The sequence below is a fragment of the Oceanicaulis sp. genome, assembly GCF_965284345.1.
Lineage (GTDB): Bacteria > Pseudomonadota > Alphaproteobacteria > Caulobacterales > Maricaulaceae > Oceanicaulis > Oceanicaulis alexandrii_A.
Genome location: NZ_OZ260073.1, coordinates 361,616 through 385,851 on the forward strand (window position 1 = coordinate 361,616; position 24,236 = coordinate 385,851).

The window sequence follows — 24,236 nt, forward strand, 5'->3', positions numbered from 1 at the left end:
CCTAGCCTCCGGTGCGCTCGTCCTCGCGGGTGGACTGGCTATCCTGCGCGCCGCCCTCCTCAAGGGCTGCAGAGGCGGAGGTGGACGAGGATTTCTCGTCATCCTTGTCGCCGTCATCACGCAAGCCTTTGCGGAATTCAGTCACGCCCTTGGCCAGATCGCCCATCAGGCCCGAAATCTTGCCCCGGCCGCCAAACAGCAGCACCAGGAGCACGACGACGATCAGAATGCCGGTCCAATGCGCACCCATGAGACGCTCTCCTTGCAAACACTGTCCGATGCGCTGAACGCGGCAAGCCGCGCAGGGCGCTCAGTTCTCACTTCACTAGAGGATATAAGCGCCGGGGTCCAATAACCCCGTCAGCTCCAGCCCGACATTTCAGTGACACGCGCGTTCAGTCCTCAAGCTCATCGCCTTCCAGGAAATCCATATGGAACTGGGCGGCTTCATCCTCGCTGAACAGATCCTCGTCCGCATCAGGCAGCACATGGCCCGCCGACGGGATGGAAAAGTCCGGCGGCAGGCGGCTGGATAAGAGCCCCGCCGCTTTGAGATCCGAGACACCGGGCAGGTCCGACAGGTTCGCCAAACCAAAATAATCCATAAAGACATCCGTCACGCCATAGGTGACGGGGCGCCCCGGCGTGCGCCGGCGTCCGCGCAGGCGAATCCATTTCATTTCCAATAATTGATCGAGCGTGCCGCGCGACACCGCAACGCCGCGAATTTCCTCGATTTCGGCACGTGTCACCGGCTGGTGGTAGGCGATGATGGCGAGGGTTTCGAGCGCGGCCTGGGATAGCTTGCGCGGCTCTTCACGCTCGGTGCGCAAGAGCCAGCCGAGATCTTCGGCGGTCTGGAACCGCCAGCGCCCGCCCACCTCCACAAGGTTCACCCCCGCTTCGGCATATTTGGTCTGAAGCGCATTGATCAGGCCGCGCACATCGGTGTCGTCAGGCAGGCGCGCGCGCAAGGTGTCGAGATCAAGCGGTTCTGACGCGGCGAACAACAAGGCCTCAACGATGCGCAGCAATTCAGGCTCATTGTCGATCGCCAGCCTGACGCCAGGCGGTCCGGCGTCTCCGGCCGGTATCGCCTGGGCCTGAGCGCGCAGCGCCTTGATCGCTTCGGCGATGGGGTCGTTATCCTCTTCAGCCATGCTCAGAGCCCTCCTCGCCTAAAGACAGCCCGGTCGCCTCCGCGACCTGGCGCATCCAGATCGGGGCATAGGTCGCGTCCTGCCGAAGCCGCAGCTCGCCATGCTTGGTGATTTCAAGCGCCGCCAGAAGCGAAGAGGCCAGCACCGAATCTGAACTGGGCGCGTCATACCCAAGCTCGTCGTCATCCGGCAGCAGCTCATCCAGCCGCGCCCAGCCCGTCAGCCCCCGCGCCACATGGCTGAGGCGTTTGCGCGCCTGCTCCAGCCCGTAAACATTGGGTGATTTGGGCTGATAGGTGGCGAAGGCTTCGCGCTCGCGCCGCGTGGCGTACGCCTTCAGAAGATCATAAAGCTCGGCCTCATAGAGCGGGGTGCGGATCGAGCGCACGCCCTCGGGCGCGCCGCGGGTGAAGACGTCCCGCCCCTTCAAAGGCCTTACGAAGAGTGCATCGCCGGCCGCGCGCATGGCCTCAAGCCGGCTGAGGCGAAAGGCCAGCGCCGCCGCCATGACTTCAGGCTCAGGCTCGTCATCCGCCGGACGCGGTTTGGGCAGCAATAGCCGGGATTTGAGATAGGTCAGCCAGGCCGCCATCACGAGGTATTCCGCCGCAATGTCGAGCCTGTAGGTGCGCGCCTTGTTGATGAAGACCAGATACTGGTCCGCCAGCTCCACCATGGAGATGACGGCGAGATCGACCTTGTTCTTGCGCGCCAGCGCCAGCAGCAGGTGCAGCGGGCCTTCCCAGCCGCCGATATCGAGAATCAGCGCTTCGGTCGCTCCGGCCTCCTTGGCGGCGGAGAAGTCTTCATCACCCTCGAAACCGTCAAACAGGTCGGTCATGGCGTCAGCGGCACGCTCCCTTGGTCAAACAGGGCTTTGAGCCGTTTCACCCCATCCTCGGCGTCAAAGACGTTCGGTCTGTGGCGCGCCTCGAGGGCTGTCGCAGCACGCTTGGCGGCCTGACCGCCCAGCGCCGGCGCCGCGTGCGCCACTTCGACCATCTCCGCCATTTGGCCATTACAGTGCATCAACAGCTCACACCCCGCCGCGAGAGCCCGCTCGCCGCGTTGCTTCAAAGAGCCCTCAAGCGCTTGCATGGAAAGATCATCGGTCATCAACAAGCCGTCAAACCCGATGGCGCCGCGAATGACGCCGTCCACCACATCGCGTGACTGAGTGGCGGTATGTTCGCTGTCGATGGCGGCGTAGACCACATGGGCCGTCATCGCCATCAGCGCGCCTTCAATGCCCTTAAAGGCCGAGAAATCGCGCGTGGACAGGGTTTCAGCGTCGGTCGTCACCACCGGCAATTCAAGATGACTGTCCGCCGCGGCCCGGCCATGACCGGGCAAATGCTTGATGACGCCCAGCACGCCCTGATCGAGCAAGCCGTCCAGCGCCGCCGTGCTCATCTGCGCGATAGGCTCGGGCTCGGTATGAAAGGCGCGATCCCCGATCACGTCATGGGCGCCCGGCACCGACAGGTCGGCGCAGGGGGCGAAATCCACGTCTATGCCCAGCGCGATCAGTTCGGCGCCCAGAAGCTGATGGTTCAGCCGAACCGCTTCAAGCGCCAGCTCGGGCTCGCGGTCATAAAGCTCCCCGAAAACCCGCGCCGGCGGCGCAGCGCGCCAGTGCGGCGGTCGCAGGCGCTGCACCCGGCCGCCCTCCTGATCGATAAAGACAGGCGCCTCACGGCCCACACAATCGCGCAGGGCGCCGGTCAGCCGCCGCACCTGTTTGGGCGTGTCCACATTGCGCGCGAACAGGATGAAGCCCCACGGATCGCTGTCGCGGAAGAAAGCTTTCTCATCGGGCGTCAGGGTCTCCCCCTCAAGCCCGTAAAGCGCCGCGCTCACGCTCATCGGCGCGCCACCAGACAGGCCTGGCCGCGGGCGTCCAGCGAGGCGCAGAATTGCGCCGCGTCTTCGCGGCTGGTGAAGGCGGCGACCCGCAAGCGATGGAATACGCCGCGATCGCCCAGATCTGCGCGCTGGATATCAGGCGCATGCCCGATCGCGAGATCGGAGAACCGGCTGGTGAACGCCACCCAGCCCGCTTCCGCGTCTTCGCGGGACCGGAACGCGCCGATCTGGGCCACATAGGCGCCGTCAGTCTGCATGACGGATTGGGTCTGCGGCTCTGCCCGCGCCGGGGCAGGTTGAGCCGGCGCGGGGTCGGGGCGCGCAGGTTCTGTGCGGACGGGTTCAGGCTCTTGCTCTGGCTCTGGCGCACGATCCGCCGGCGGGTCCAGCGCATCCGCGCTGGCGGTCTCCACCTGAAGGGCGGGCATTTCGGTCTCTGACGCCGCGGGCTGCTGAGTCACAGGCTCTTCCGAGACGGTCCGCGCAGGCGGCGTTTCGGTTTCAGCCGAATCGCTTTCGCCTTCGCGCAGCTCATAGGCCGAGAGGTCCTGATCCGGCGCTTCATAGCCGCCGGGATCTTCAGGCGCCACGCGATAGGGTTCGGCGTCGGCGGTGATCACCGGGTTTTCGCCGCGCTCGCGCACGCCCAGCTGGAAGGTGTTGTACACCACCGCCACGAACAGGATGAACACCACGGCCGAGGCGCCCAGGAACAGCCAGCCGCGGCGGTCCTGTTCATCTTCACGCGCATCATAGGTGTCATAGTCGTCAGGCGGCGGGGCGTAGGCCCCGTAACGGGTGTCGTCGTCGGTCATCTCACGTTCCACACCGGTCAGCGCCGCCGTGATTCGGCGACGTACAGCAGCGCAAAGCATAACAACAGCTTTGACGCAGAGTCGCCCTGTCCTTAGAGATTTTCCACAGTCAGACGGGGCTTAACCCCACCCCTCCACGTGGAAGAGCTTGCGGTGCTCTTCAATCGCATAGCGATCCGTCATCCCGGCGATGTAATCGCACACCACACGCGCTGTCGCTTCCTCGCCCGCTCCCCTGGCGTCCCTCTGAAGCTCTGTCGGCAATAGCATGGGATCAGACAGAAAGGCGGAGAACAGATCTCGGACGACCATTTTCCCTTTCTCCTTCATGCGCTTGACCTTGTAGTGCAGATACATGTTGGCATAGAGAAACCGTCGCACCGCCGCGAGGCTTTCCGTCATGCCGTCTGAAAACGCCACCACGGGCTGATCCAGGCCGCGCACAGCGTCGGGGCTGTGTGCGCCGCTCTCTTGAAGGCGCCGTCGGCTCTCTTCCAGAACGTCCGCCACCATCAGGCCGATCAGCTCACGCACGGCTTCATGGATCAGGATGTTCTCTGAAATATCAGGATAGCGTTCGCGGCAACGGCGGAAGACCTGTCCCACCAGCGGCAGATCCATCAATTGCTCGATCTTGAGAATGCCTGAGCGCAATCCGTCATCAATATCGTGATTATTGTAGGCGATATCATCTGACAGCGCCGCGATCTGGCCTTCCACACCGGCATGGGTGTGAAGCTCAAGCGCTTGCCAGCCCGGATAGGCCCTGAAGCCCCAGGGCAGCACTGTGGGGTCATCGCCCGCGCGCATCAGCGGGCCGTTATGTTTCACGACGCCTTCCAGCGTCTCCCAGGCGAGGTTCAGGCCTTCAAACTCGGGGTAGCGTGTTTCAAGCTTGGTCACCACGCGCAGAGTCTGGGCGTTGTGATCAAAGCCGCCGAACTCTGTCATGGCTTCAGACAAGGCGTCCTCGCCCGAATGGCCAAACGGCGGGTGCCCCAGATCGTGGGCCAGGGCGCTGGCTTCCGCCAGATCCTCATCCACGTTCAGCGCCCGCGCCAGCGTCCGCGCGATCTGCGCCACTTCCAGCGAATGGGTCAGGCGCGTGCGATAGGCGTCGCCTTCATGGGCGACGAAGACTTGAGTCTTTTCCTTCAGCCGGCGAAAGGCGCTGGAATGGATGATCCGGTCACGGTCGCGCTGAAACGCGCTGCGCATGGCGCTTTCAGGCTGGGGGTGATGGCGGCCGCGGCTGTTCGCCGGATCACAGGCATAAGAAGCGCGCATCTGGGCCATTTCCAGCTCCGTTGTCGGTTGAGGTCTTTTTTCAGGCGTCAGGAACGTCCATATACTAAAGCGACGCCTTAACGCCAGACGTTGAAAGTCAGACCGATCATGACCACAGCCGCAAGCATCGCCGATATCTCGCTATCGGACTCCGCCGCCGCCCAGATCAACCAGATCATCAAGGCGCAATCGGACGCCCGCTATCTGCGCCTGTCCGTAGAGGGCGGTGGCTGTTCGGGCTTTTCCTACAAATATGATCTGACCGACACCGCGAATGACGAAGATCTGCGCATCGAACGCAACGGCGCGACCGTGCTGATCGACCCGATGAGCGTGGAGTTTCTGGACGGCTCGATCATTGATTATGTGGACGAGCTGATCGGCGCGAGCTTTCAAATCAGGAACCCTAACGCCACCGCCGCCTGCGGCTGCGGCACGAGTTTCTCGATCTGATCGCGACGTTTAATCTGACTGGACAGGCCGACAGGTTTCGCGCTCCTTTGTGAAAAACAAAATCAGGGGAGACTTCATGAGCCAGTCCGTTTCCGGCGCCCTCAACACTCGCATATCCACCCGCGCCTTTCTCGACACCCCGGTGTCAGAGGATGAATTGCGCGCTGTTCTGGAGGATGCGCGTCGGGCCGCGTCCGGCGGCAATCTTCAGCCCTGGAAAGTGGTTGTCGTGGCTGGCGAAGCCCGCCAACGCGTCATCGACGCCGTCTCCAAGAAACTCGCAGAAAATCCGTTCGACGATGAAGCGGCCTTCCCCGTCTATCCCGAAAAACTGTGGGAGCCCTATCGCAGCCGCCGTTACGAGCTGGGCGAGGACATGTATGCGCTCATGGGCGTGCCGCGCGAAGACAAGGCGGCGCGGCTGAACTGGCTGATGCAGAATTATCAGTTCTTTGGCGCGCCCGTCGGCCTCTTTTTCGTCATTGACGAGCGGATGAACCCCAATCAATGGGCGCATCTGGGCATGTTCATGATGAGCCTCGCCCTCGCCGCGCAAGAACGCGGCCTCGCCAGCTGTTTTCAGGAAGCCTGGACGCCTCATTGCAAAACCGTCGGCCAGGCGCTGGGCGTTGAAAGTCCCGATCAGGTCTATTGCGGCATGGCGCTGGGCCATGCCGACCCTGACGCGCCCGTCAATCAGTTGCGCGCCAAACGCGCCGCGGTCGACGAAATCGCCCGGTTTGAAGGGTTTTGATCACCTCTGGCACAGGAAATCGCCGCCGCACACAGTCGCCACAACGGCGGAATAGGCCAGCAACAGGCACAACCAGGTCACGGGAATAAAGAACACCAGCCGGACCCCGAGGCCCGGGCGGCGTCCGATCCAGAACACCAGCCAGCCCATGATCAAAGCGCCGGACGCCAGCGCCGGGCCGGCGCTCAGGGCGTAATAAATCCATTGGGCGAGCGGTTCTCCCGCCCGGTCGCCGAAGGTGACGCTGCGCGGAATCCACAGGCCGTAGCCGAAAAACCCGATCCAGGCTGCAACCACACTGGCCACAAGCAAACCGAACACTGCTAGAAACGTCACCTTGCGCGGCGGCGCGTCCGTCTCAAAGGCGTCATCCGCCATGTCACGCATTATCGTTCGTCCTCAACCGGGATTTGCCTCATGACCTTGTCCGTCGCCACATGGAACGTCAACTCGATCAAGGCGCGCCTGCCCAATGTGCTCGACTGGCTCAAGGAGGCGCAGCCTGACGTGGCGTGCCTTCAGGAGATCAAGACGGTGGACGAGGGCTTCCCCCGGCTCGAGATCGAAGACCTGGGCTATAATGTCGAGACGGTCGGCCAGAAGACCTATAACGGCGTCGCCCTGCTCTCAAAGCGCCCGATCGAAGAGATCAGCCAGCGCGCCCTGCCCGGCGATGATGAGGACGAGCAGGCGCGTTATATCGAAGCCGTGATCAGCGCGGATGATGGCCCGGTGCGGGTCGCGTCGATCTATCTGCCCAATGGCAATCCGGCGCCCGGCCCCAAATACGACTATAAACTCGCCTGGATGAAGCGCCTGAAAGCGCACGCCAAATCACTGCTGGCCTTGGAAGAGCCGGTCATTCTGGCGGGCGATTACAATCTCATCCCGCGCGACAGCGATGTGCATGACGCCGCCGCCTGGGAGGGCGATGCGCTGATCCGCCCTGACAGCCGGGACGCCTTCGCAGAAATCTTGTGGCTGGGCTATTCAGAAGCCTATCTGCAGGCCGATGGCCGGGCGCATCAATATACTTTCTGGGACTATCAGGCGGGCGCCTGGCAGAGAAATAACGGCATTCGCATCGATCATCTCCTGCTCAGCCCCCAAGCGGCCGATACGCTCAAATCCGTCGAAATCGCCAAGGATGTGCGCGGCAAGGAAAAAGCCTCTGACCACGTGCCCTTCATCGGAGTGTTTGACCTGTGAGCGCGCCGTCTCAAACCCTCGCCGCGGTGACGTATCTGGTCGCCGATTATGACGAGGCCATCGCCTGGTTCAAAACCGCGCTCGGCTTTGACGTGCTGACCGATGACGATCTTGGGGACGGCAAGCGTTGGGTCGAGATCGGCGCTGGCGATGGCGGGGTGAAACTGTTGCTCGCCAAAGCCAAGGGCGTCGAACAAGTGGCCGCCATCGGCGCGTTCGCCGGCGACCGGGTGGGCTTTTTCCTGCACACTTCAGACTTTGACGCCAAGCGTCAGGCCATGGAAATCAATGGCGTGCCGTTTGAAGAAGACACGCGGCACGAACCCTATGGAAAGGTGGCGGTGTTTCGCGATCTTTACGGCAATCGCTGGGATTTGCTGGAGCCGAAGGCCTAGCTGACGCCGCCGCCTTCGCGAGCGGGCTCCAGCACGGTGTTGATGATGTCATCGATCATCGAGAACTCGCCGTGCAGGGTCTCCACGCGGGCATGATCGGTGAGCGGCTTGAACATGGAGCCCGCTTCAAACTTGTTGCCGGTCTCAGCGACGATCAGCAATTCGCCACGGCCGTCGCCATCCCCCAGCGCATCATCAAACACGCAACGCACATTCTTGCCCTTGAGCTCGGTTTCGAGCTTTAGCAAGCGCTCCATGAAGGACGGCGTCAACAGATAGCGCGCCATCACCTGGTCGGTGCCATACACCTCAAACGCTTTCTCAAACGTCGGATCCACCAGGCCGACCCGCTCCAGCTTTCGGCCGCTGAAGAGCTTCTTTCCCCAACCTTCAAGGCCGTTGAAAACGCCCTTGTCGCGGGTCACCAGGGTGACGCCCTCGACCGTGCGCGGGAAGTTGATCCGGATCAGCACGCCGCGAAACACGGTGACGTAATAGGTGCGGTTCTTGGTGCGGCGGCGCTCTTCCAGATGCGCCTCATAGATATCGAAATCCGCGCCATAGGAGTCGCCCGAGAACATGTCCTCGAAACTCTTGCGATCCGAGCCCGGCAGCAGGCCATGCTCACGAAACGCGTCAAAGCGCACCGGGTTATGAACCTCGGCGCTGTAACGCATGCCAAAAGCGGAGGCGAAGCGGTCATTAAGGCCGGACTTCACGGTCTTTCGCAGCGCATTGAGCGCGCTATTGCCCCAGATCATGGCCCCCAGAACGATCAGTCCAGAGCCGACCAGCATGACCGGCGCGGGAAAGCCGGCGAGTCCCGATATGATCAAGAACACGGCCACACCGCCAAAGGCGATTCCGACCCCTTTATAGCACTGGGAGACGGCGGCTTTGCGCTCCGCCTCGAGGCTCTCCAGCCACGGAGTCAGCTCTTCAATGGCTTGGGTCAGGTCACGCATGGTCGGTCTCGGGGAGGGTTATGAAAACAGAAGGCTGAAACAAAACGGGCGCCGTCCAGCGGCGCCCGTTTGATCGTGTTCGACTTGGGCCAGACTAGCGGCCGCGGCGCGCAATGCGCTCGATTTCAGCCTGCACTTTTTCCTCAACGATGGAGGGCAGGTTTTCATCCAGCCATTGCTTGAGCATCGGGCGCATCATTTCACGCACCATGGCTTCAAGGGTCTGACCTTGCTGGGAGGAGACCCGAAGGTTTTCAGACAGGGCGGCGAACATGCCCGCAGCCGCAGAGGCCGGCGCGGCGTCGATCAGAGCGTCTTCTTCGACGGGCTCAGGCTCCGGTTCAGCCTCAAACTCAGGCTCGGGTTCCGGCTCAGGTTCCGGCTCGCGGTCCATGATCATCAGATCATCGGCGAGATCGACCGGCTCGTCCTCTTCAACGCGCTCAGTCAGCTCAAGCGCGTCGTCCATGTCCATGTCAGGCTCGGGTTCCGGCTCCGGCTCGGGTTCGGCCTCGAACTCAGGCTCCGGCTCGGGTTCGGGTTCCGGCTCAGGTTCCGCCTCAAGCTCGGGCTCCGGTTCAGGGGCGGGTTCGGCTTCGGCCTCGGCTTCTTCAGCCTTGGGCTCTTCTTCGTCTTCGTTAATGATACGGCGAATGGAGGCGAGAATTTCCTCCATCGTCGGTTCTTGTTCAGCACTATCCTGAGCCATAGAGACGTCCTTCGTCCGTCGAGGGGTAAACGGCGGCGCACAGGTTAGGCGCGGCAAGCCTCAGCTGTCCAGCGCCCTTCCTTGATTTCCTAGGTCTAATTCCAGGGCGTTAAGTCGAAGTTAGCCCGACGGGAGTCTTCAAAACGCGACTCGACATCCATGGCGTCGACCGGCAGAGCCAGGCTGGCGGCGTCCAACTGCCCCATGGCTTGCAGGAGCGCATAGCTGGCCACGGTCAGATCGCGTTCAGCACGCACCAGCTCAAGCCGGGAGTTCAGCAATTCCTGCTCGGCGTTAAGCACGTCCAGCGTAGTCCGCAGCCCCACAAGGGCCTCCTGCTCGACGCCTTCAAAGGCGATTTCATTCGCCCGGACCGCCTGACGACTTGATTCGATCACGGCGAGCGCTGCGAGATAATTGTTCCACGCATTCGTTGCGCCCTCGATCACCTGACGGCGCACTGTCAGCCCCGACAGGCGCGCCTGATCCGCGGTCGCGCGCGCCTGGCGCACGTTCGAGCGGTTCAGTCCGCCAGTGAAAATCGGCATCGACACCGAAGCCGTCACCGAGGCGGACCCGCGGCCCTGGCCGGAGAAATCGCTCTCGCGGCCTTCGGATATGCTCCCCCGCAGGCTCACTTCAGGCAATTGAGCGCCGCGCGCGACGCGCACAGAATGCTCAGCAGCCAGTTCTGAAAACTGGGCGGCCAACAGATCAGGATTGCGGCTGATGGCGACTTCCGCAGCGTCGGCGAATTCATCCGGCGCCTGTTCGGCGGGGCCGGCGCTGACGGGCTGGATAGGGTCGACGCCCGCCACACGGGCGTAACCGGCGCGCGAAGCGGCCAGCGCGGCTTGCGCTGCAGACAACTGGGCCCGGGCGCCCGACAGGCGCGCTTCAGCCTGAGCGACGTCGGTGCGGGTGATTTCACCCACTTCAAACCGGTCGCGCGCAGCGCGCAGCTGTTCGGCGAGCACTTCCACGTTATTGCTGCGGATGGCGATGATCTGCTGGTCGCGCACCACGTTCATGTGCGCGCTGACAGCGTCCAGCAAAACCGATTGCTCGGTTGAGCGTAGCTGCTGGCGCGCCGCTTCGATTCGCGCCAGGGCGGCGTCGATGGAGCCACGGGTGCGCCCGCCGCGATAAATGGACTGGTTCAGCGTCAGGCCATAGCTGGAGGAGTCGCTCTCTTGCGCACCGCCCCAGGTGTCCAGCGTCTCACCCACCGATCCGTTGGCGGACAGGCTGGGCAGCGCACTGGCGCGGGCCTGGAAATAGCCCTCTTCGGACTGCCGCAAGCTGGCGCGCTGAGCGCCGAGCGTGGGATTGGATTCATAGGCCGCGACCAGCGTCTCCTGAAGAGATTGCGCATGCGCCATCCCCATGGGCGCCAGGCTGAACGAGAAAACCGACAATGCGGCGGCGCAAAGCAAACGTTTCATGGGGCGTCCCTCTTGACCATCCCTTGCGCAAGTCGCGCAAAACTTATCCGCCTCTATATAGGACGGGTAAGACACGGTGTACGGTGCAAAATGTCACCCTTGGCGGACAATCCGATGACAGCCTGCCTAAAAAGCGAATTTCGCCTCCGGTTCAAAGCCCGGCAGATAGGGCGCGCTGGTGTCAAAGACATCGCGATCGCCCACCGTATTCTGAGCCTTGGTGTAGATACGCGCGCGGCCCACAGTTCCGTCGCGGACAATGACAGCCAGACGGCCGCCGACGCTGAGCTGATCCAGCCAGGCCTGGGCCGGCTCGGCCACGGCGCCGTTGACGATGATCACATTGAACGGACCTTGCCCCGGCACGCCTTTTGACAGCTCGCCTTCCACCACAGCGGCGTTATCGGTCTCAATGGCGTTGAGCGCATCGGTCGCCTTTTCAGCGAGGCCGAGATCTTTTTGCTCCAACCCGACCACAGTCTCGGCGAGGCGAGCCAGCACGGCGGTGGAGTAGCCTCGACCGCACGCCACATCCAGCACCACGTCGCTGGGCAGGATGTCAGCGGCCTGAATGAGCTTGGCCAGATCGCGCGGCGTCAGCATGTAGCGGCCCTCGGCCACACGCGCTTCGGTGTCTGCGTATGCCTTGGCGGCCTGGGATTTGGGCAAGAACCGCTCACGCGGAATGTCAGCCATCGCATCCTGGATACGATGATCCGTCACGTCGTTCGGACGGATCTGGCTGTTGACCATGGCGAGGCGGGCGGTCTCGAATTCGGACATGGCGCGACAGCGTCCCTTTGAATGAGTCTTTCGCCGCTTATATCGTGCTCGCTTTCCGAGCCGCAAGGCCAAGCCGCGCCCCTGCGACGCCAAGCCACTGCATATTTCCACATATTCAGCTGTTAAAGCCCGCTGAAAGCGCGTTGCGGGCGTCCTCCGGCTTTTGTATAGAGGACGACCACCACAGGACGGCGCTATGGCGGAGTGGTGACGCAGCGGATTGCAAATCCGTGTACCCCGGTTCGATTCCGGGTGGCGCCTCCACCCTTTTCCAGACAAGCGTTTGCGGACGGTCCTTTCGGACCGTCCGGTTAAAGTGGATTACTCCGCCGCGTGTGCGTGCGGGTGATCCAGCACGCCCGCCTTGACCAGCTCGGGCTTGAGCCGACCCGTGAAAGCCAGCGCCGTCATTCGATAATCGCTGATGAAAGACCAGAACGGATGGATAAAGGTCGCCGGTTTGTTGCGCTCGATAAAGGCGTGACTGACCCAGGCGAAGCCATATCCGGTCAACGGCCATAACAGCACCGCCCACCAGGTTTGCGTCAGTAGCGCAGCCAGCAGAATCGTGGTGCCGATAAGCGTGCCCGCATAATGCATGTATCGCGTTCCCGCCTCGGCGTGTTCACGAAGGTAAAAGGGCCAGAATTGTTGATAAGTGGCGCTGCGTTCAGCCATGCAAACCTCCCCGTCTGCTTTGTTTAACGGGTAAACTAGCATAGTCCGCCCCGGTCTGCGACCATCGGCGAAGCCCCGACGGAATGTGGAGAATTTTCATTAACGTTAGGCGCTTGTTAACTCCCGACTCAGTATTTGTTTACTCGTCTTCCTTCGAAGACACCCCACCATCCACCCAATGCCTTTTCGGGAGCTCTCGGGCTCCCGATTTTTTTGCGTGGAACAGGCCGGACTGAAACGAAACTGCATCGGGCTGCACACAGCCGCTTGATCGCGTCCAAGGCTCTGGATATACACACCCCCTCATCGCTGATGAGTGTTCCTCGGTAGCTCAGTTGGTAGAGCAAGCGACTGTTAATCGCTGGGTCGGCGGTTCGAGCCCGTCCCGAGGAGCCATCAGCGGCGATGACACCCCACACAGTGTGAGCACCAGCCCCGCCTTGCCCCGCAAGGCGGGGCTGCTCGCATCTGGGACAGCCCGAGCTGACGCGTCGCCGCCTTCCGGCCAAAGAAAAAGGGGCGCTATGAGCGCCCCTCTCCTCGTTCCACAATTGGCGCATGCGCCGAAGTCAGCCGACCAAAGTCACAGATTCCGTCGGCGCTTCCCAAGTCAGGTGGTGATCCTGAATCACGGCCATGTTGTCGGCGGCGATGATTCTCGGCTTTGATTCGTATCCCAGCAGCTCAGACGGCGTGGAATCCGTGTTCCGGGCCAGCAGCAGGATTTCAGCTGATGTGAAATTGGACATGCCGCGGGCCAGCTCCTCGCCGTCCTCGTCATAGATATGCAGCACGTCGCCCTTGCTGAATTCGCCCTGTACGGAAACGATGTCGCAGCGGCCGATGTCGGCCCGGTCCTTGCGCAGCTTTTCAGCCATCGCCTCGTCCACCACCAGGCCGCCCGCTTGCTGCAGACGGTCTGTGAGCCAGATCGCCCAAGAGCTGTCGGGGTCACCCAGCGCAACACATTTGGTATGGCGGCGTTCGTCTTTCAAAAGCGCCGAGACCGGACGGTCAACCTCACCTTGGCCAATGATGGTTTCAACACCGGCATTCTGGGCCATGTTCGCGGCGCGCATCTTGGTCAGCATGCCGCCCGTGCCCAAAGCGCTGACTGAGCTGGTCACTTCCAGATATTCAGACACATCCTCGACCACCGGCACGTGCTGGGCGCCCTCGTCTTCCGGGTTGCGGTCATAAAGACCGTCAACACTCGTCAGGATCACCAACTTGTCGGCCTGAACCATCTGCGCGACCTTGGCGGCGAGGCGGTCATTATCGCCCACCTTCAGCTCAGCCGTAGTCACGGAGTCGTTCTCATTGACGATCGGCATCACGCCGCGCTCGATCAGGCGCGTAATGGTGTTCTTGGTGTTCAGGAAACGACGGCGATCTTCCAGATCATCCAGCGTCACCAGCACCTGCGCGATATCGAACCCGTATTCGAGCGCGATCTGCTTGTAAGCGTTCATCAGGAGCGGCTGGCCACAAGCGGCGGCGGCCTGCTTGTCCAAAAGCCCCGCTTCTTCCGGCGCCACGCCGATAGTGGACAATCCAATCGCCACGGCCCCGGACGAGGTCAGAACCACGTCAATGCCCTCGTCGCGCAGACGGGCGACATCTTCCATCACCCCGTGCATGAAGGCGTAGCGCAGAGTGAGGTGCTCCTCATTGGCGAGGAGGGATGAGCCAATTTTCACAACGACGCGTTGGCGATCAGACAAAACAATACTCTCCAGTGACGCGGCGCAGCATGCCGCAAACATGCGCGGAAGATACTTTTTGTTCGAAACAATTCAAGGGGAGCCCCCCAATCTTTCTTCAGCGTTCAAAATCATATGACAGCGTAGTTTACGAACGGTTGCAGCATCTGAACTCTGCATCGAGTTGAAAAATCTTACTTCGTCATCTAAATGGTGCGGCGACGCGTCAGACTGGATTGACGCTCTTTGAACCAAAAGCGGTGACGGAGGTTTCGTGCGCTGGAATTTGATTATGGTTGGATGCGGAAATATGGGCGGCGCCCTGCTTTCGCGATGGATCAAACTTGGCGGCGTCGGTGTGACCGTGGTCGATCCGGGCGAACCCAAACTGCCTGCGGGCGTGAAATGGGTGAAGTCCGTGGACGATCTGGACGCATCCGAACGCTTTGATGCACTGATCCTGGCCGTCAAACCCCAGCTGATCGATGTCGCCATTCCGCCGGCCGCCAAATTTGTCAAGGATGGCGGTTGCGTGGTTTCGATCGCCGCTGGCGCGTCTGCCGCCAAGGTGTCCGCCGCCGCAGGCGACGTCAGCGCCTTGCGTCTCATGCCCAACATGCCCGCCCGTGTGGGTCGCGGCGTCAGCGGTCTTTATGCTGACGCTGCCGCCACCAAAGACCATCGCGAGCTTGGGACCGTGCTTGGCGAAGCTGTGGGCGAAGCGATCTGGCTCGAGGACGAAGACCAGATCGACCGCATCACCGCTGCCGCAGGCAGCGGCCCTGGCTATGTTTTCGAATTCGCCCGCACCTATCAAAAGGCCGTCGAGGCCCAAGGCTTCGGCCCCAAGGATGCGCGACGCCTGGTGATTGAAACCATAGCGGGCTGTATGGCCCTCGCGCTTGAAGATGAAGCCGGGTTTGAAGACCTGCGCAATTCCATCATGAGCAAGGGCGGCACCACCGCCGCCGGGGTCAACGCCCTCAATCATGATGGCGTGCTTGATGACCGCCTGAACGCCGCGCTCACCGCCGCCTATTCGCGCGCCGTCGAGCTACGCGACTAGGACTTTCACTCGCCCGCCCCCGATAACAGACGCTATAAAGGAGCCAGCCACCGTATGACCGCTGTTCTCAGCCGGATGAACGACATGCCAGACACTTCTGATGTTACCGCCTATGTGAACGAATTGGGGCGTCGCGCCGCGACCGCCGCCCGTTCGCTTGCGTCCGCCTCAACCGAACGCAAGAACAAGGCGTTGACCGCCGCCGCCCAAGCCCTGCGCGACAACCGCGCACGGCTTCTGGAGGCGAACGCCAAGGATGTCGACAGCGTCAAGGCCGCAGGCAAGCCCGCCGCCTTCATCGACCGGCTGATCCTGGACGAAGACCGGGTGAACGCGATCGCCGATGCGCTGGACCAGATCGCTGCGCTGCCGGACCCGGTGGGCCGGGTGCTGCACACCACCGAGCGCCCGAACGGCCTGACCATCGAGCGCGTCGCCACGCCGCTGGGCGTCATCGGCATGATCTATGAAAGCCGCCCGAATGTGGGCGCGGACGCCGGTGCGCTATGCTTGAAATCCGGCAATGCCGTGATCTTACGCGGCGGGTCTGAAAGCCTGAACTCCACCCGCGTGATCGTGGAATGCCTGGCCGAAGGCCTGAAAGCGGCGGAGCTGCCGCTTGAATGCATTCAGATGATCGACACGACCGACCGTAACGCGGTGCAGGCGCTTCTGACCTGCGCGGAGTATGTGGATCTGGTGATCCCGCGCGGCGGCAAAGGGCTGGTGTCGCTGGTGCGTGACCAGGCGCGCGTGCCGACGCTTTTGCATCTGGACGGCAATTGCCACACCTATGTGAACGCGGCGGCGGACCTGACCAAAGCGGCGGCGATCGTGAAAAACGCCAAATTGCGCCGCACCGGCGTTTGCGGCGCGACCGAAAGCCTTGTGGTGGATCGCTCGATCGCCAAAGACTTCCTGCCCATGGCCCTCGACGCGTTGGGAGATTGCGAAGTGCGCGGCGAAGCGGACGCCCGCGAGATCGAGGCGCGGATCAAACCGGCGACCGACGAGGATTTCTATACCGAGTATCTCGACGCTATCGTGTCAGTGAAGCTGGTGGACGGCCCCGACGCGGCTATTCCTTTCATCTCCGAGCATTCGTCCGCGCATACAGACGCCATCGTCACCGAGGACGCGGCGATCGCCGAGCGTTTCCTCAATGAGATCGACTCCGCCGTGGTCATGCATAACGCCTCCACTCAGTTCTCTGATGGCGGCGAGTTCGGCATGGGCGCGGAAATCGGCATCGCGACGGGCAAAATGCACGCGCGTGGTCCGGTGGGGCTGGAGCAGCTGACCAGCTTCAAATACCGTGTCCGCGGCAATGGCCAGACCCGGCCGTAAGCTCAAAACCATAACTTAATCGAACTCTTTACGCGTTCATTCGGGGGCCATCATGCAAGTTGAAGCGCTTGTGTCGCTTGGGGCGTACTTCGTCCTGATGCTCGGCATCGGGCTATACGCCTACAAGAAATCCACTGACGACGTCTCCGGCTACATGCTGGGCGGTCGCAAACTTCACCCCGCCGTCGGCGCGCTCTCTGCGGGCGCGTCCGACATGTCGGGCTGGATGCTGATGGGCTTGCCCGGCGCGGTTTATGTGTCGGGTCTGGGCGCCGCCTGGATCGCGGTGGGCCTCGTGATCGGGGCGTATTTCAACTATCTGCTGGTGGCGCCGCGCTTGCGCGTCTACACCGAGATCGCAGACGACGCGATCACCATCCCCGACTATTTCGAGAAGCGCTTCAGTGATGACACCCGCATCCTGCGGATCCTGTCATCGGTGGTGATCGTGATCTTCTTCACGCTTTACACCTCCTCCGGCGTTGTAGCGGGCGGCAAGCTGTTTGAAGCCAGCTTCGGCCTTGATTACCGGCTGGGCCTGTTTCTGACGGCCGGCGTGGTGATCGCCTACACGCTTTTCGGCGGCTTCCTGGCGGTCAGCCTGACAGACTTCGTGCAGGGCGTGATCATGTTCGTGGCCCTGATCATGGTGCCTATCGTGGCCTTCACGCAGCTGGGCGGTCTGGGCGAAATCGCGCAGACCACCCGCGCCGTAGCCGACACGCCGAACTATCTGTCCATGATCCCCGACCCGCTCACCTCCATGAGCATTATCGGCATCATTTCGGCGATGAGCTGGGGTCTGGGCTATTTCGGACAGCCGCACATCATCGTGCGCTTCATGGCGATCCGTACGCTCAGGGAGGTGGCCACCGCGCGTCTGATCGGCATGACCTGGATGATCGTCACGGTCATCGGCGCCGTGCTCACCGGCATTTTCGGTCTCGCCTTCGTCACCCAGAACGGCGCGATGATCGAACAAAGCGGCCTCGAGTTCACGGATTCTGAAACCATCTTCATCCTGATGAGCCAGATCCTGTTCCACCCGCTGGTGGGCGGCTTCTTGCTGGCCGCGATCCTGGCGGCGATCATGTCCACCATCTCCAGCCAGCTTCTGGTGTCCTCCAGCTCTTTGACCGAGGACTTCTACAAGACCTTCCTGCGCCGCGGCGCCAGCCAGAAAGAACTGGTGCTGATCGGACGTTTGTCGGTGCTGGTGGTGTCGCTGGTGGCGATCTTCCTCGCCTTTGACCGCTCAAGCTCGATCCTGGATCTGGTGTCCAACGCCTGGGCCGGTTTCGGCGCCGCCTTCGGCCCGCTGATCCTGTTCAGCCTGTATCGCAGAGATATGAGCCGGTCCGCCGCCATCGCCGGCATGGTGACCGGCGCGGTCGTGGTGCTGTTCTGGCTGTATGCGCCCCTCTCGATCAATGGCGGGTCACTGTCCGCCTTCATCTACGAGATGATCCCGGGCTTCCTGGCGTCAACGCTCGCCATCGTGATCACGGACGCCATCACCAAAGCCCCGCGCGGCAAGGTGAAAGACCAATACGATGCGATGGAAGCGCATATCGAAGAACACGGCTAAGCCCAGCGCTCAGCCTGATCGGTACAACGCCGGCCTCATTGAGGCCGGCGTTTTGCTGTTTGGCTTCTGTCACGACCGCCGCCGCGTCAGTCCGCCACATGGTGAGCCCGCCCGCTAGACGGCATATCTTTTATCAATTATCAAAACTGATAACAAATGAGGGCACCATGACAATCGGACGCGCAGTCACCTTGCTGGCAGGAACCATGGTTCTGGTTTCCCTACTCCTGTCACAGCTTCACAGTCCCTACTGGCTGTGGCTGACCGCTTTTGTGGGATTGAACCTGGTTCAGTCCAGTTTCACCGGGTTTTGTCCCGCCGCCATGATCTTCAAGGTCCTGGGGGTGAAGCCTGGCGGCGCCTTTTCCTAGAAGGTTCGCCCCAGTCGTCAGGCGAGAAACCCCGGCGTCCCCCACGCCGGGGTTTTTTGCGTCCTGATCTCAGGCCTAGATCACGCTTTGCTGTCACGCACCTTGGTGATGCCCAGCAGGTCCAGCATCATGCGCTCATAAAAGGGCTCGCTCACCCCGCGGCGCATCTTGCCCAGGAAATAGCCCTCAAACGCCGCCTTCGCCATATGGACCCAGCCCCCCTCCACGGCCCAGTTCACATTGCGAGGCGGGATTTGCGGCATGGCCACGAACGCCACCCCGCCATCGCCGAAGTCCGCGATGCAGACCGCGTTCCAGGTGGATTCATGCTTCATCTCCTGCCCGTCGATCAGGGCGCGGATGTTCTTGGCGGCGGCGCGCACCATGGATTCGATCATGAACCCGGTTTTCGGCACCCCTACTGGCACCGGATAGGATGCGACGGGCGGAATGGCGACACAGACGCCGACGGAAAAGATTTTCGGCCAGTTGGGATTTTGCTGATGGCGGTCCACCAGCACGAAGCCCTTTTCATTGACGAGACCATCCACGCCAAACACCGCGTCCACGCCCTTGAAGGCCGGCAGCACCATGGAGTGCTTGAAGGGCAGTTCATGGGTTTCCACCACTTCGCCCTGGCGCCCCACTTCCTCCACATGCATCAGGCCCGCTTCGACTTTCGTGATGCGGGCGGAGGTGATGAATTTGATCGAGCGCTGGCGCAGCTCATGCTCGAGCAGGCCCTTGGTGTCCCCAACGCCGTCCAGGCCCAGATGGCCGATATAAGGCTCTGAGGTCACGAAGGTCATGGGCACCTGATCGCGGATCTTCTTGCGCCGCAGATCGGTTTCCAGCGTGAAAACGTGCTCATAGGCCGGACCGAAACAGGACGCGCCCTGCACCGCGCCGACAATCACCGGCCCCGGATCCGCGACCAGTTTCTCCCAGTCCTCCCCGGCGAGTTCTGCATGGTTCACATGACAGACCGACTGGGTATGGCCGCCATGCGGTCCCAGCCCTTCGATGGCGTCAAAGTCGAGCTTGGGTCCCGTGGCGATGACCAGATAATCATAGCTGAGGGTCTCGCCATTGCTCAGCTCCACCTGGTCGCGATCGGGATGAACCTTGGTGGCGGCGGCATGGATGAACTCGATGCCGCGCTTTTTCAACAGCGGCGCCAGCTCGATCTTGATCTGCTCGGCCTCGCGCCAGCCCACCGCCACCCAAGGGTTGGACGGGGTGAAATGAAATGTCGGGGAATCGCTGATCACCGTGATGGTGTCAGTCTTGCGCATCTGTTCGCGCGCTTCGAACGCCATGGGCAACCCGCCCAGACCCGCGCCGAGAATGACGATGTCAGCCATACAAAACCTCCCGCTAGAGCCCGCTGCCGTTGGGGTTGCAGGCTTTGTTTTATCGCAAGAGTGTCGCGCCCCAGCGTCAGGCGGACTATTAGGCAGATCGTCGCATATCAATTATCGAAAGTGTTAGGCGTTAACGAGCGTTAAAACGAACTGCCCACATGCAAGAACACGCCGCCCGCGCCTTCCTCCCCGATCGCCCCGCCCAGAATGACCGGCCCCAGCACGGTGTCCACGCCCAGATAGAGCGCGCCGGAATAGGTGGCGCCCGCCTCACCGGCGGCCAGGAAATCCAGCTCCACATGGGCCGCTTCCAGCAGCACGCCCGCATAGACCGGCACGTTGAAGACGGCGCCGGTGCGGTCCAGTCGTTGATACGCTTCCAAAGACCCATAGACATAGGCATTGGTCGGAATGGCGTTTTGCGCGTAGGCGGAGATGGAGCGAAACCCGCCCAGGGAGATCAGATCGATCGGATCATCATTTTCATTTTGAACCATGCCGGAGTGGAAGGAAGTGAGCAAAGTCGCCCCTCCGAACTCAAATGCCTGAAGCCCGGAGACGGAGAGCTGAACTGTGTTAGAGGCGTCGTCGCCGACGTTGAAGAGCTGATAGACTTCAGCGCTGAGCGCCATGCCGCGGCTGGGCCAGCTGAGTTGGTCAAGCGTATCCACCCGGACCCCACCGCCAAACCCCGCCAGCGTATAGACCACGGGCTGAAGATCAGACAGCAAGGTCACCTTGGCTTCGCTTCGCCCGCGGCGCACTTCACCGCCCACAAAGGCCACGCCCCAATCGCCGAGCTCGCGTCCCAGCCGCAATCGGCCCCCGGCTTTCTGGTCCCAGAACTCGCCCAGGCGCACATCCCCAATCCTCAGAGGCGTCTCCTCGCCCTCATAAAACAGGCTTGGCTCGTAAAAATATCGGCCCGCCTCACCGAAGGGCTGCTGGAGCACCGCTTCCAGCCCGTTCGTGGTGCCCAGCTCTACTGACAGGCTGAAATCCCCGCCGCGATGAGAAAACGGTCGACGCGAATACCGCGCCAGCACCGAGAAGGTGGAATCCCCTGCGAACGTGTTGGACATGCGCACCCCGCCCTGAAGCTGGCTGCGCCCGATATCGCGCTCATCCACCATCAAAACCAGACCGCTCTCATCCCGCGCCAGATCCGCCTCTCCCAAAGCGCCGAACGCCGTCAGCGCGTTCAGGCGTCGCGGCAACAGGTCTTCATCGCCTTGCAGCGCGCGTTCCAGATTGGCCCGCGCGCTGAGCACCTCGTCGTCAATGGTGGTGTTATTGACCACCCGAATGTCAGCGTCCGCATAGCGGGACAGATCCGGGCGCGGCGTGATCTGTCGCCGCGACGGCGCGGCGATCTGCGCGATCTGGCGCAGCGCCTCAAGATGGTCTTGAGCCGCGCGTGCGCCATTGGCGACGCCATGAGCGGCCTGATCGAACGCCGTGGTCGACAAGCCTTCCAGCGACGGGGCGATCAGAATATCGCGCGCTTTCAGTCGGGCCACGTCCGCTTGCCGATTGCGCCAGACCGTCACCCGGATCAATTGCTGCAAGGTCTCGGACATGGACGGCGCCTCGCCGGGCGCAGGCGGCTCCACGCTGGTGTCGATGGCGATGATGATGTCCGCGCCCATCTCGCGCGCCTGCCGCACCGGCAATTGCGCCGCCATGCCGCCGTCCACATACAGGACGCCGTCAATCTCGCGAGGGCGAAACGCACCCGGCACCGCCATGCTGGCCAGCATGGATTGCACCAGATCGCCGGACGATAAAGCGACCGCCGCACCGGTCGAAAAATCTGTCACCACGGCGCGATACGGCGTGCTGAGCGCGTCAAACTCCGCATCCAGGGGCACATGAAAGGTCAGGCTGCGAAAATGCTGGCGCAGGCCGCGCATGGAGCGCATGCCGCCGGGCAACCTCGCCCCGTTTTCTCCCAAGCCGATCAAGGCGCCGGTCAGATACTCGGAGGCGCGTTCAGACTGAAGATAGGACTGGTCTTCGCGCGGAGGGCGGCCGCTGAACACCTCTGGCCAGTCGGTATAGACAAAGATGTCTTCGAGTTCCTGGGCGGAATACCCGGCGGCGTACAAGCCGCCCACGACCGCGCCCATGGATGTGCCGACGACGCAATGGATGGGAACGCCCATCTCCTCGATGACTTTCAGGGCCCCGATATGCGTGCTGGCCAGCGCTCCGCCGCCGCTCAGCACAAGCGCCACATCCGGGCCGTCCGCATCCTCATGATCGCAAGCATGAGCGACAGGAGCCGCTGAAAACACGAGCGACAGCGCGCTGATCGCTGCGCTCAACAATGCGGTGGTGTTCATCTGTGCGTCCCCTGTCAGCCTGCGTCCCGACAGGCCAGAGGGGTTCTTATGCATGAATTCGGCGAAAACACGGCCTGCCGAAAAGAACGCACATCACGCCAGCTCGCCGGCCTCCGCCTGACGACGCCACATGGCGGCGTAGCGCCCCTCCGCCGCCAGCAGAGCGGCGTGATCGCCCTGTTCGGTCACATGCCCGTCTTCCAGGACAATGATCTGGTCGGCCTTGGCGATTGTGGACAGACGGTGGGCCACAGCAATGGTCGTGCGACCGCGCGCCGCCTCGGCCAAAGCGGCCTGAACCTCGCTCTCGGTTTCAGAATCCAGCGCCGAGGTGGCCTCGTCCAAGATCAAGATGGGCGGGTTTTTCAAGATCGCGCGGGCGACGCCCACACGCTGTTTCTCACCGCCAGAGAGCTTCAGGCCCCGCTCGCCCACCCGCGTCTCCAGGCCTTTGGGCAAGGACAGCACGAAGTCTTTCAATCGCGCCCGTTCGACGGAATCCCACAAAGCGTCTTCATCCGCCTGCGGGTCGCCATACAAAATGTTCTCACGCAGAGTGTCGTTGAACAGGACCACATCCTGCGGCACCAGCCCCAGCGCATTGCGCAGGCTGGACTGGCTCAGACCGGCGATATCCTGGCCATCAATCAGCACCCGGCCTTCATCAGGGTCATAAAACCGGAACAGAAGGCGCAGCAGCGTGGATTTGCCCGCGCCTGACGGCCCGGCGAGCCCGACAAAGCTGCCCGGCGCGATCTCAAAACTCATATCCGAGACCGAGCGATCGCGCCCCTCATGGGCGAAGCTGACATGGTCAAAGCGCACGCCGCCGCCCTTCAGCCCCAGCGTCGCGGCGCCGGGCTTGTCCGCCACTTCGGGCTTGAGCCGCAGCGTCTGGAACAGGCGTTCGAGATCCACGCTCGCCTGTTTGATCTCCCGATACGCCCAGCCCAGAATGTTCAGCGGCTGATAGACATTCATCAGCATCAAGGTCAAAGCCGCCACATCACCCGGCTCGAGCTCTCCGTTGAGCGCCATCCAGCCGCCGGTCAGCGCCACCGCGAGCAAACCGCCATTCATGATGGCAGCCTGCGCTGCGTTCAACCCGGCCAGGCTTTGCTGGGATTTCGACGCCGCGTCGGCATAGCGCTTCTTGGCGTCGTCATAGCGATCCGCCTCGCGCTGCTCAGCGGCGAAGGCTTTCACGGTTTCAAAGTTTGTCAGCGTATCCACGGCGCGGGCGTTCACCTCGGTGTCCGCCTCATTCATCTGGCGGCGCAGTTTGACGCGCCATTCCGTCATCAGCCCGGTGGTCACCGCATAGGCGATGACCGCGATGACGATGATCACCGAGAAGATCCAGCCATAGAGCACCGCCGCCACGATGGCGGCGAGCATGAGCTCGGCCAGCGCCGGCAGGATATTGAAGACCAGAAAGCGCAGCAGGAAATCCACGGCGTTGGCCCCGCGATCAATGATGCGGTTCATGGCGCCGGTGCGCTTGGTCTGGTGAAAGCTCAGAGACAAGGTCTGCACATGCGCAAAGCCCTGCACCGCAGTCAGACGCTGGGCGTCCTGGCTGACCGGGGCGAAGATCGCATCACGCAATTGCGGGGTTCCGCTGGCGGCGAAACGCAACAGGCCATAGGCGACAAACATCAACGCCGCCGCGCCGAACAATCCTGTCGCCAGCGCGCCGTCCGCGGCGCCGCGGGTCAGCACGTTCACGCCTTCACCGAACGCAATGGGAGACGCGACCGCGAATCCCTTGGCGATCAGCGTGATCAGAAAAGCGAACGCCATGCGCGGGCGCCAGCGCCGCATGTCGTCGGACGCCAGAATGGTGAGAAGTCGCGAGATCGCCTCGCCCAGACGGCCTTCGGGTGCGGGGCCTTCGGTGGGATTGGCAGGGTCATGATGATGCATGACGCCC

Annotated in this window: 24 protein-coding genes and 2 tRNA genes; 10 read left to right on the forward strand and 16 right to left on the reverse strand. The window is 62.3% G+C overall.

The features are described from left to right. Position 1 precedes the first annotated feature (1 nt). The 6 genes from ACQ66J_RS01865 to ACQ66J_RS01890 form a co-directional block, all read right to left on the reverse strand. Complete coding sequence (locus tag ACQ66J_RS01865) at positions 2-250, reverse strand: Sec-independent protein translocase TatA (RefSeq protein WP_375548764.1); 249 nt, start codon at positions 248-250, stop codon at positions 2-4. A 145-nt stretch (positions 251-395) separates the two neighbouring features. Then, positions 396-1,160 carry an SMC-Scp complex subunit ScpB gene (gene scpB, locus ACQ66J_RS01870; RefSeq protein WP_430430269.1) on the reverse strand — a complete coding sequence of 255 codons (765 nt, stop codon included), beginning with the start codon at positions 1,158-1,160 and terminating at the stop codon, positions 396-398. Next, positions 1,153-2,001, reverse strand: a complete 849-nt coding sequence (locus tag ACQ66J_RS01875) for a segregation and condensation protein A (RefSeq protein ID WP_430430270.1) — start codon at positions 1,999-2,001, stop codon at positions 1,153-1,155. The genes scpB and ACQ66J_RS01875 overlap by 8 nt, the downstream gene beginning before the upstream one ends. Beyond that, positions 1,998-3,026, reverse strand: a complete 1,029-nt coding sequence (nagZ, locus tag ACQ66J_RS01880; protein ID WP_430430271.1) for a beta-N-acetylhexosaminidase — start codon at positions 3,024-3,026, stop codon at positions 1,998-2,000. The genes ACQ66J_RS01875 and nagZ overlap by 4 nt, the downstream gene beginning before the upstream one ends. After that, positions 3,023-3,841, reverse strand: a complete 819-nt coding sequence (locus ACQ66J_RS01885) for an SPOR domain-containing protein (protein WP_430430272.1) — start codon at positions 3,839-3,841, stop codon at positions 3,023-3,025. Before ACQ66J_RS01885 ends, nagZ begins: the two co-directional genes overlap by 4 nt. A 120-nt stretch (positions 3,842-3,961) precedes the next feature. Next, complete coding sequence (locus ACQ66J_RS01890; protein ID WP_430430273.1) at positions 3,962-5,137, reverse strand: deoxyguanosinetriphosphate triphosphohydrolase; 1,176 nt, start codon at positions 5,135-5,137, stop codon at positions 3,962-3,964. A gap of 99 nt (positions 5,138-5,236) precedes the next feature. Here ACQ66J_RS01890 and erpA point away from each other — a divergent pair, with 99 nt between their 5' ends. Together erpA and ACQ66J_RS01900 are read left to right on the forward strand one after the other, a co-directional pair. Further along, on the forward strand, positions 5,237-5,581 hold the full coding sequence (gene erpA, locus ACQ66J_RS01895; RefSeq protein WP_430430274.1) for an iron-sulfur cluster insertion protein ErpA: 345 nt from the start codon (positions 5,237-5,239) through the stop codon (positions 5,579-5,581). A gap of 76 nt (positions 5,582-5,657) precedes the next feature. Further along, positions 5,658-6,335 (forward strand): nitroreductase, encoded by a 678-nt coding sequence (locus ACQ66J_RS01900; protein ID WP_430430275.1) that lies wholly within the window; start codon positions 5,658-5,660, stop codon positions 6,333-6,335. Here ACQ66J_RS01900 and ACQ66J_RS01905 read toward each other — a convergent pair whose 3' ends face one another. Then, positions 6,336-6,722, reverse strand: a complete 387-nt coding sequence (locus ACQ66J_RS01905; protein WP_430430276.1) for a hypothetical protein — start codon at positions 6,720-6,722, stop codon at positions 6,336-6,338. A gap of 30 nt (positions 6,723-6,752) precedes the next feature. Here ACQ66J_RS01905 and xth point away from each other — a divergent pair, with 30 nt between their 5' ends. Together xth and ACQ66J_RS01915 are read left to right on the forward strand one after the other, a co-directional pair. Further along, on the forward strand, positions 6,753-7,544 hold the full coding sequence (xth, locus tag ACQ66J_RS01910) for an exodeoxyribonuclease III (protein WP_430430277.1): 792 nt from the start codon (positions 6,753-6,755) through the stop codon (positions 7,542-7,544). Then, on the forward strand, positions 7,541-7,939 hold the full coding sequence (locus ACQ66J_RS01915; RefSeq protein WP_430430278.1) for a VOC family protein: 399 nt from the start codon (positions 7,541-7,543) through the stop codon (positions 7,937-7,939). Before xth ends, ACQ66J_RS01915 begins: the two co-directional genes overlap by 4 nt. Here the strand turns inward: ACQ66J_RS01915 and ACQ66J_RS01920 are convergent. The 4 genes from ACQ66J_RS01920 to ACQ66J_RS01935 all read right to left on the reverse strand — a co-directional run bounded on the left by ACQ66J_RS01920 (position 7,936) and on the right by ACQ66J_RS01935 (position 11,841). After that, positions 7,936-8,904, reverse strand: a complete 969-nt coding sequence (locus tag ACQ66J_RS01920; protein ID WP_430430279.1) for a DUF3137 domain-containing protein — start codon at positions 8,902-8,904, stop codon at positions 7,936-7,938. The two genes, ACQ66J_RS01915 and ACQ66J_RS01920, sit on opposite strands and share 4 nt — an antisense overlap. 94 nt (positions 8,905-8,998) lie before the next feature. Then, positions 8,999-9,613 (reverse strand): DUF2497 domain-containing protein, encoded by a 615-nt coding sequence (locus ACQ66J_RS01925; protein ID WP_430430280.1) that lies wholly within the window; start codon positions 9,611-9,613, stop codon positions 8,999-9,001. Positions 9,614-9,708: 95 nt separating this feature from the next. Next, positions 9,709-11,058 (reverse strand): TolC family outer membrane protein, encoded by a 1,350-nt coding sequence (locus tag ACQ66J_RS01930; RefSeq protein ID WP_375548751.1) that lies wholly within the window; start codon positions 11,056-11,058, stop codon positions 9,709-9,711. 126 nt (positions 11,059-11,184) lie between these two features. Next, on the reverse strand, positions 11,185-11,841 hold the full coding sequence (locus ACQ66J_RS01935; protein ID WP_430430281.1) for a protein-L-isoaspartate O-methyltransferase family protein: 657 nt from the start codon (positions 11,839-11,841) through the stop codon (positions 11,185-11,187). A 190-nt stretch (positions 11,842-12,031) separates the two neighbouring features. Between ACQ66J_RS01935 and ACQ66J_RS01940 the strand changes: the two genes are divergently transcribed. Continuing rightward, positions 12,032-12,105, forward strand: a tRNA-Cys gene (locus tag ACQ66J_RS01940). Between the two features lie 57 nt (positions 12,106-12,162). Here ACQ66J_RS01940 and ACQ66J_RS01945 read toward each other — a convergent pair. Further along, a complete protein-coding gene (locus ACQ66J_RS01945) occupies positions 12,163-12,519 on the reverse strand; it encodes a DUF962 domain-containing protein (RefSeq protein ID WP_022699846.1) in 357 nt (118 codons plus the stop codon). Positions 12,520-12,839: 320 nt separating this feature from the next. On the opposite strand from ACQ66J_RS01945, the gene ACQ66J_RS01950 reads away from it, so the two are divergent. Further along, positions 12,840-12,915, forward strand: a tRNA-Asn gene (locus ACQ66J_RS01950). A 173-nt stretch (positions 12,916-13,088) separates the two neighbouring features. Here ACQ66J_RS01950 and proB read toward each other — a convergent pair. Continuing rightward, positions 13,089-14,243 (reverse strand): glutamate 5-kinase, encoded by a 1,155-nt coding sequence (proB, locus tag ACQ66J_RS01955; protein ID WP_430430282.1) that lies wholly within the window; start codon positions 14,241-14,243, stop codon positions 13,089-13,091. Positions 14,244-14,514: 271 nt separating this feature from the next. Here proB and ACQ66J_RS01960 point away from each other — a divergent pair, with 271 nt between their 5' ends. The 4 genes from ACQ66J_RS01960 (at position 14,515) to ACQ66J_RS01975 (ending at position 18,594) form a co-directional block, all read left to right on the forward strand. After that, a complete protein-coding gene (locus ACQ66J_RS01960; RefSeq protein ID WP_430432217.1) occupies positions 14,515-15,288 on the forward strand; it encodes a pyrroline-5-carboxylate reductase family protein in 774 nt (257 codons plus the stop codon). A 54-nt stretch (positions 15,289-15,342) separates the two neighbouring features. Further along, on the forward strand, positions 15,343-16,635 hold the full coding sequence (locus ACQ66J_RS01965; RefSeq protein WP_430430283.1) for a glutamate-5-semialdehyde dehydrogenase: 1,293 nt from the start codon (positions 15,343-15,345) through the stop codon (positions 16,633-16,635). Between the two features lie 52 nt (positions 16,636-16,687). Beyond that, the gene (putP, locus tag ACQ66J_RS01970; protein ID WP_430430284.1) at positions 16,688-18,223 is read left to right on the forward strand and encodes a sodium/proline symporter PutP; all 1,536 of its coding nucleotides are present in this window, start codon (positions 16,688-16,690) and stop codon (positions 18,221-18,223) included. A 167-nt stretch (positions 18,224-18,390) separates the two neighbouring features. Continuing rightward, positions 18,391-18,594, forward strand: a complete 204-nt coding sequence (locus ACQ66J_RS01975) for a YgaP family membrane protein (protein ID WP_022699851.1) — start codon at positions 18,391-18,393, stop codon at positions 18,592-18,594. Positions 18,595-18,674: 80 nt separating this feature from the next. Here ACQ66J_RS01975 and ACQ66J_RS01980 read toward each other — a convergent pair whose 3' ends face one another. The 3 genes from ACQ66J_RS01980 to ACQ66J_RS01990 all read right to left on the reverse strand — a co-directional run bounded on the left by ACQ66J_RS01980 (position 18,675) and on the right by ACQ66J_RS01990 (position 24,229). Next, positions 18,675-19,958, reverse strand: coding sequence for an NAD(P)/FAD-dependent oxidoreductase (locus tag ACQ66J_RS01980; protein WP_430430285.1), 1,284 nt, complete (start codon positions 19,956-19,958; stop codon positions 18,675-18,677). A gap of 140 nt (positions 19,959-20,098) precedes the next feature. Then, positions 20,099-22,303, reverse strand: a complete 2,205-nt coding sequence (locus tag ACQ66J_RS01985; RefSeq protein WP_430430286.1) for a patatin-like phospholipase family protein — start codon at positions 22,301-22,303, stop codon at positions 20,099-20,101. Positions 22,304-22,396: 93 nt separating this feature from the next. Continuing rightward, positions 22,397-24,229 carry an ABCB family ABC transporter ATP-binding protein/permease gene (locus tag ACQ66J_RS01990; protein WP_430430287.1) on the reverse strand — a complete coding sequence of 611 codons (1,833 nt, stop codon included), beginning with the start codon at positions 24,227-24,229 and terminating at the stop codon, positions 22,397-22,399. Between the last annotated feature and the right edge of the window lie 7 nt (positions 24,230-24,236).

Coding starts and splice junctions, on each gene's coding strand:
- ACQ66J_RS01865 (WP_375548764.1), bottom strand. CDS start 250: ATGGGTGCGCATTGGACCGGCATTCTGATCGTCGTCGTGCTCCTGGTG.
- scpB (WP_430430269.1), bottom strand. CDS start 1,160: ATGGCTGAAGAGGATAACGACCCCATCGCCGAAGCGATCAAGGCGCTG.
- ACQ66J_RS01875 (WP_430430270.1), bottom strand. CDS start 2,001: ATGACCGACCTGTTTGACGGTTTCGAGGGTGATGAAGACTTCTCCGCC.
- nagZ (WP_430430271.1), bottom strand. CDS start 3,026: ATGAGCGTGAGCGCGGCGCTTTACGGGCTTGAGGGGGAGACCCTGACG.
- ACQ66J_RS01885 (WP_430430272.1), bottom strand. CDS start 3,841: ATGACCGACGACGACACCCGTTACGGGGCCTACGCCCCGCCGCCTGAC.
- ACQ66J_RS01890 (WP_430430273.1), bottom strand. CDS start 5,137: ATGGCCCAGATGCGCGCTTCTTATGCCTGTGATCCGGCGAACAGCCGC.
- erpA (WP_430430274.1), top strand. CDS start 5,237: ATGACCACAGCCGCAAGCATCGCCGATATCTCGCTATCGGACTCCGCC.
- ACQ66J_RS01900 (WP_430430275.1), top strand. CDS start 5,658: ATGAGCCAGTCCGTTTCCGGCGCCCTCAACACTCGCATATCCACCCGC.
- ACQ66J_RS01905 (WP_430430276.1), bottom strand. CDS start 6,722: ATGCGTGACATGGCGGATGACGCCTTTGAGACGGACGCGCCGCCGCGC.
- xth (WP_430430277.1), top strand. CDS start 6,753: ATGACCTTGTCCGTCGCCACATGGAACGTCAACTCGATCAAGGCGCGC.
- ACQ66J_RS01920 (WP_430430279.1), bottom strand. CDS start 8,904: ATGCGTGACCTGACCCAAGCCATTGAAGAGCTGACTCCGTGGCTGGAG.
- ACQ66J_RS01925 (WP_430430280.1), bottom strand. CDS start 9,613: ATGGCTCAGGATAGTGCTGAACAAGAACCGACGATGGAGGAAATTCTC.
- ACQ66J_RS01930 (WP_375548751.1), bottom strand. CDS start 11,058: ATGAAACGTTTGCTTTGCGCCGCCGCATTGTCGGTTTTCTCGTTCAGC.
- ACQ66J_RS01935 (WP_430430281.1), bottom strand. CDS start 11,841: ATGTCCGAATTCGAGACCGCCCGCCTCGCCATGGTCAACAGCCAGATC.
- ACQ66J_RS01945 (WP_022699846.1), bottom strand. CDS start 12,519: ATGGCTGAACGCAGCGCCACTTATCAACAATTCTGGCCCTTTTACCTT.
- ACQ66J_RS01960 (WP_430432217.1), top strand. CDS start 14,515: ATGGTTGGATGCGGAAATATGGGCGGCGCCCTGCTTTCGCGATGGATC.
- ACQ66J_RS01965 (WP_430430283.1), top strand. CDS start 15,343: ATGACCGCTGTTCTCAGCCGGATGAACGACATGCCAGACACTTCTGAT.
- putP (WP_430430284.1), top strand. CDS start 16,688: ATGCAAGTTGAAGCGCTTGTGTCGCTTGGGGCGTACTTCGTCCTGATG.
- ACQ66J_RS01975 (WP_022699851.1), top strand. CDS start 18,391: ATGACAATCGGACGCGCAGTCACCTTGCTGGCAGGAACCATGGTTCTG.
- ACQ66J_RS01980 (WP_430430285.1), bottom strand. CDS start 19,958: ATGGCTGACATCGTCATTCTCGGCGCGGGTCTGGGCGGGTTGCCCATG.
- ACQ66J_RS01985 (WP_430430286.1), bottom strand. CDS start 22,303: ATGAACACCACCGCATTGTTGAGCGCAGCGATCAGCGCGCTGTCGCTC.
- ACQ66J_RS01990 (WP_430430287.1), bottom strand. CDS start 24,229: ATGCATCATCATGACCCTGCCAATCCCACCGAAGGCCCCGCACCCGAA.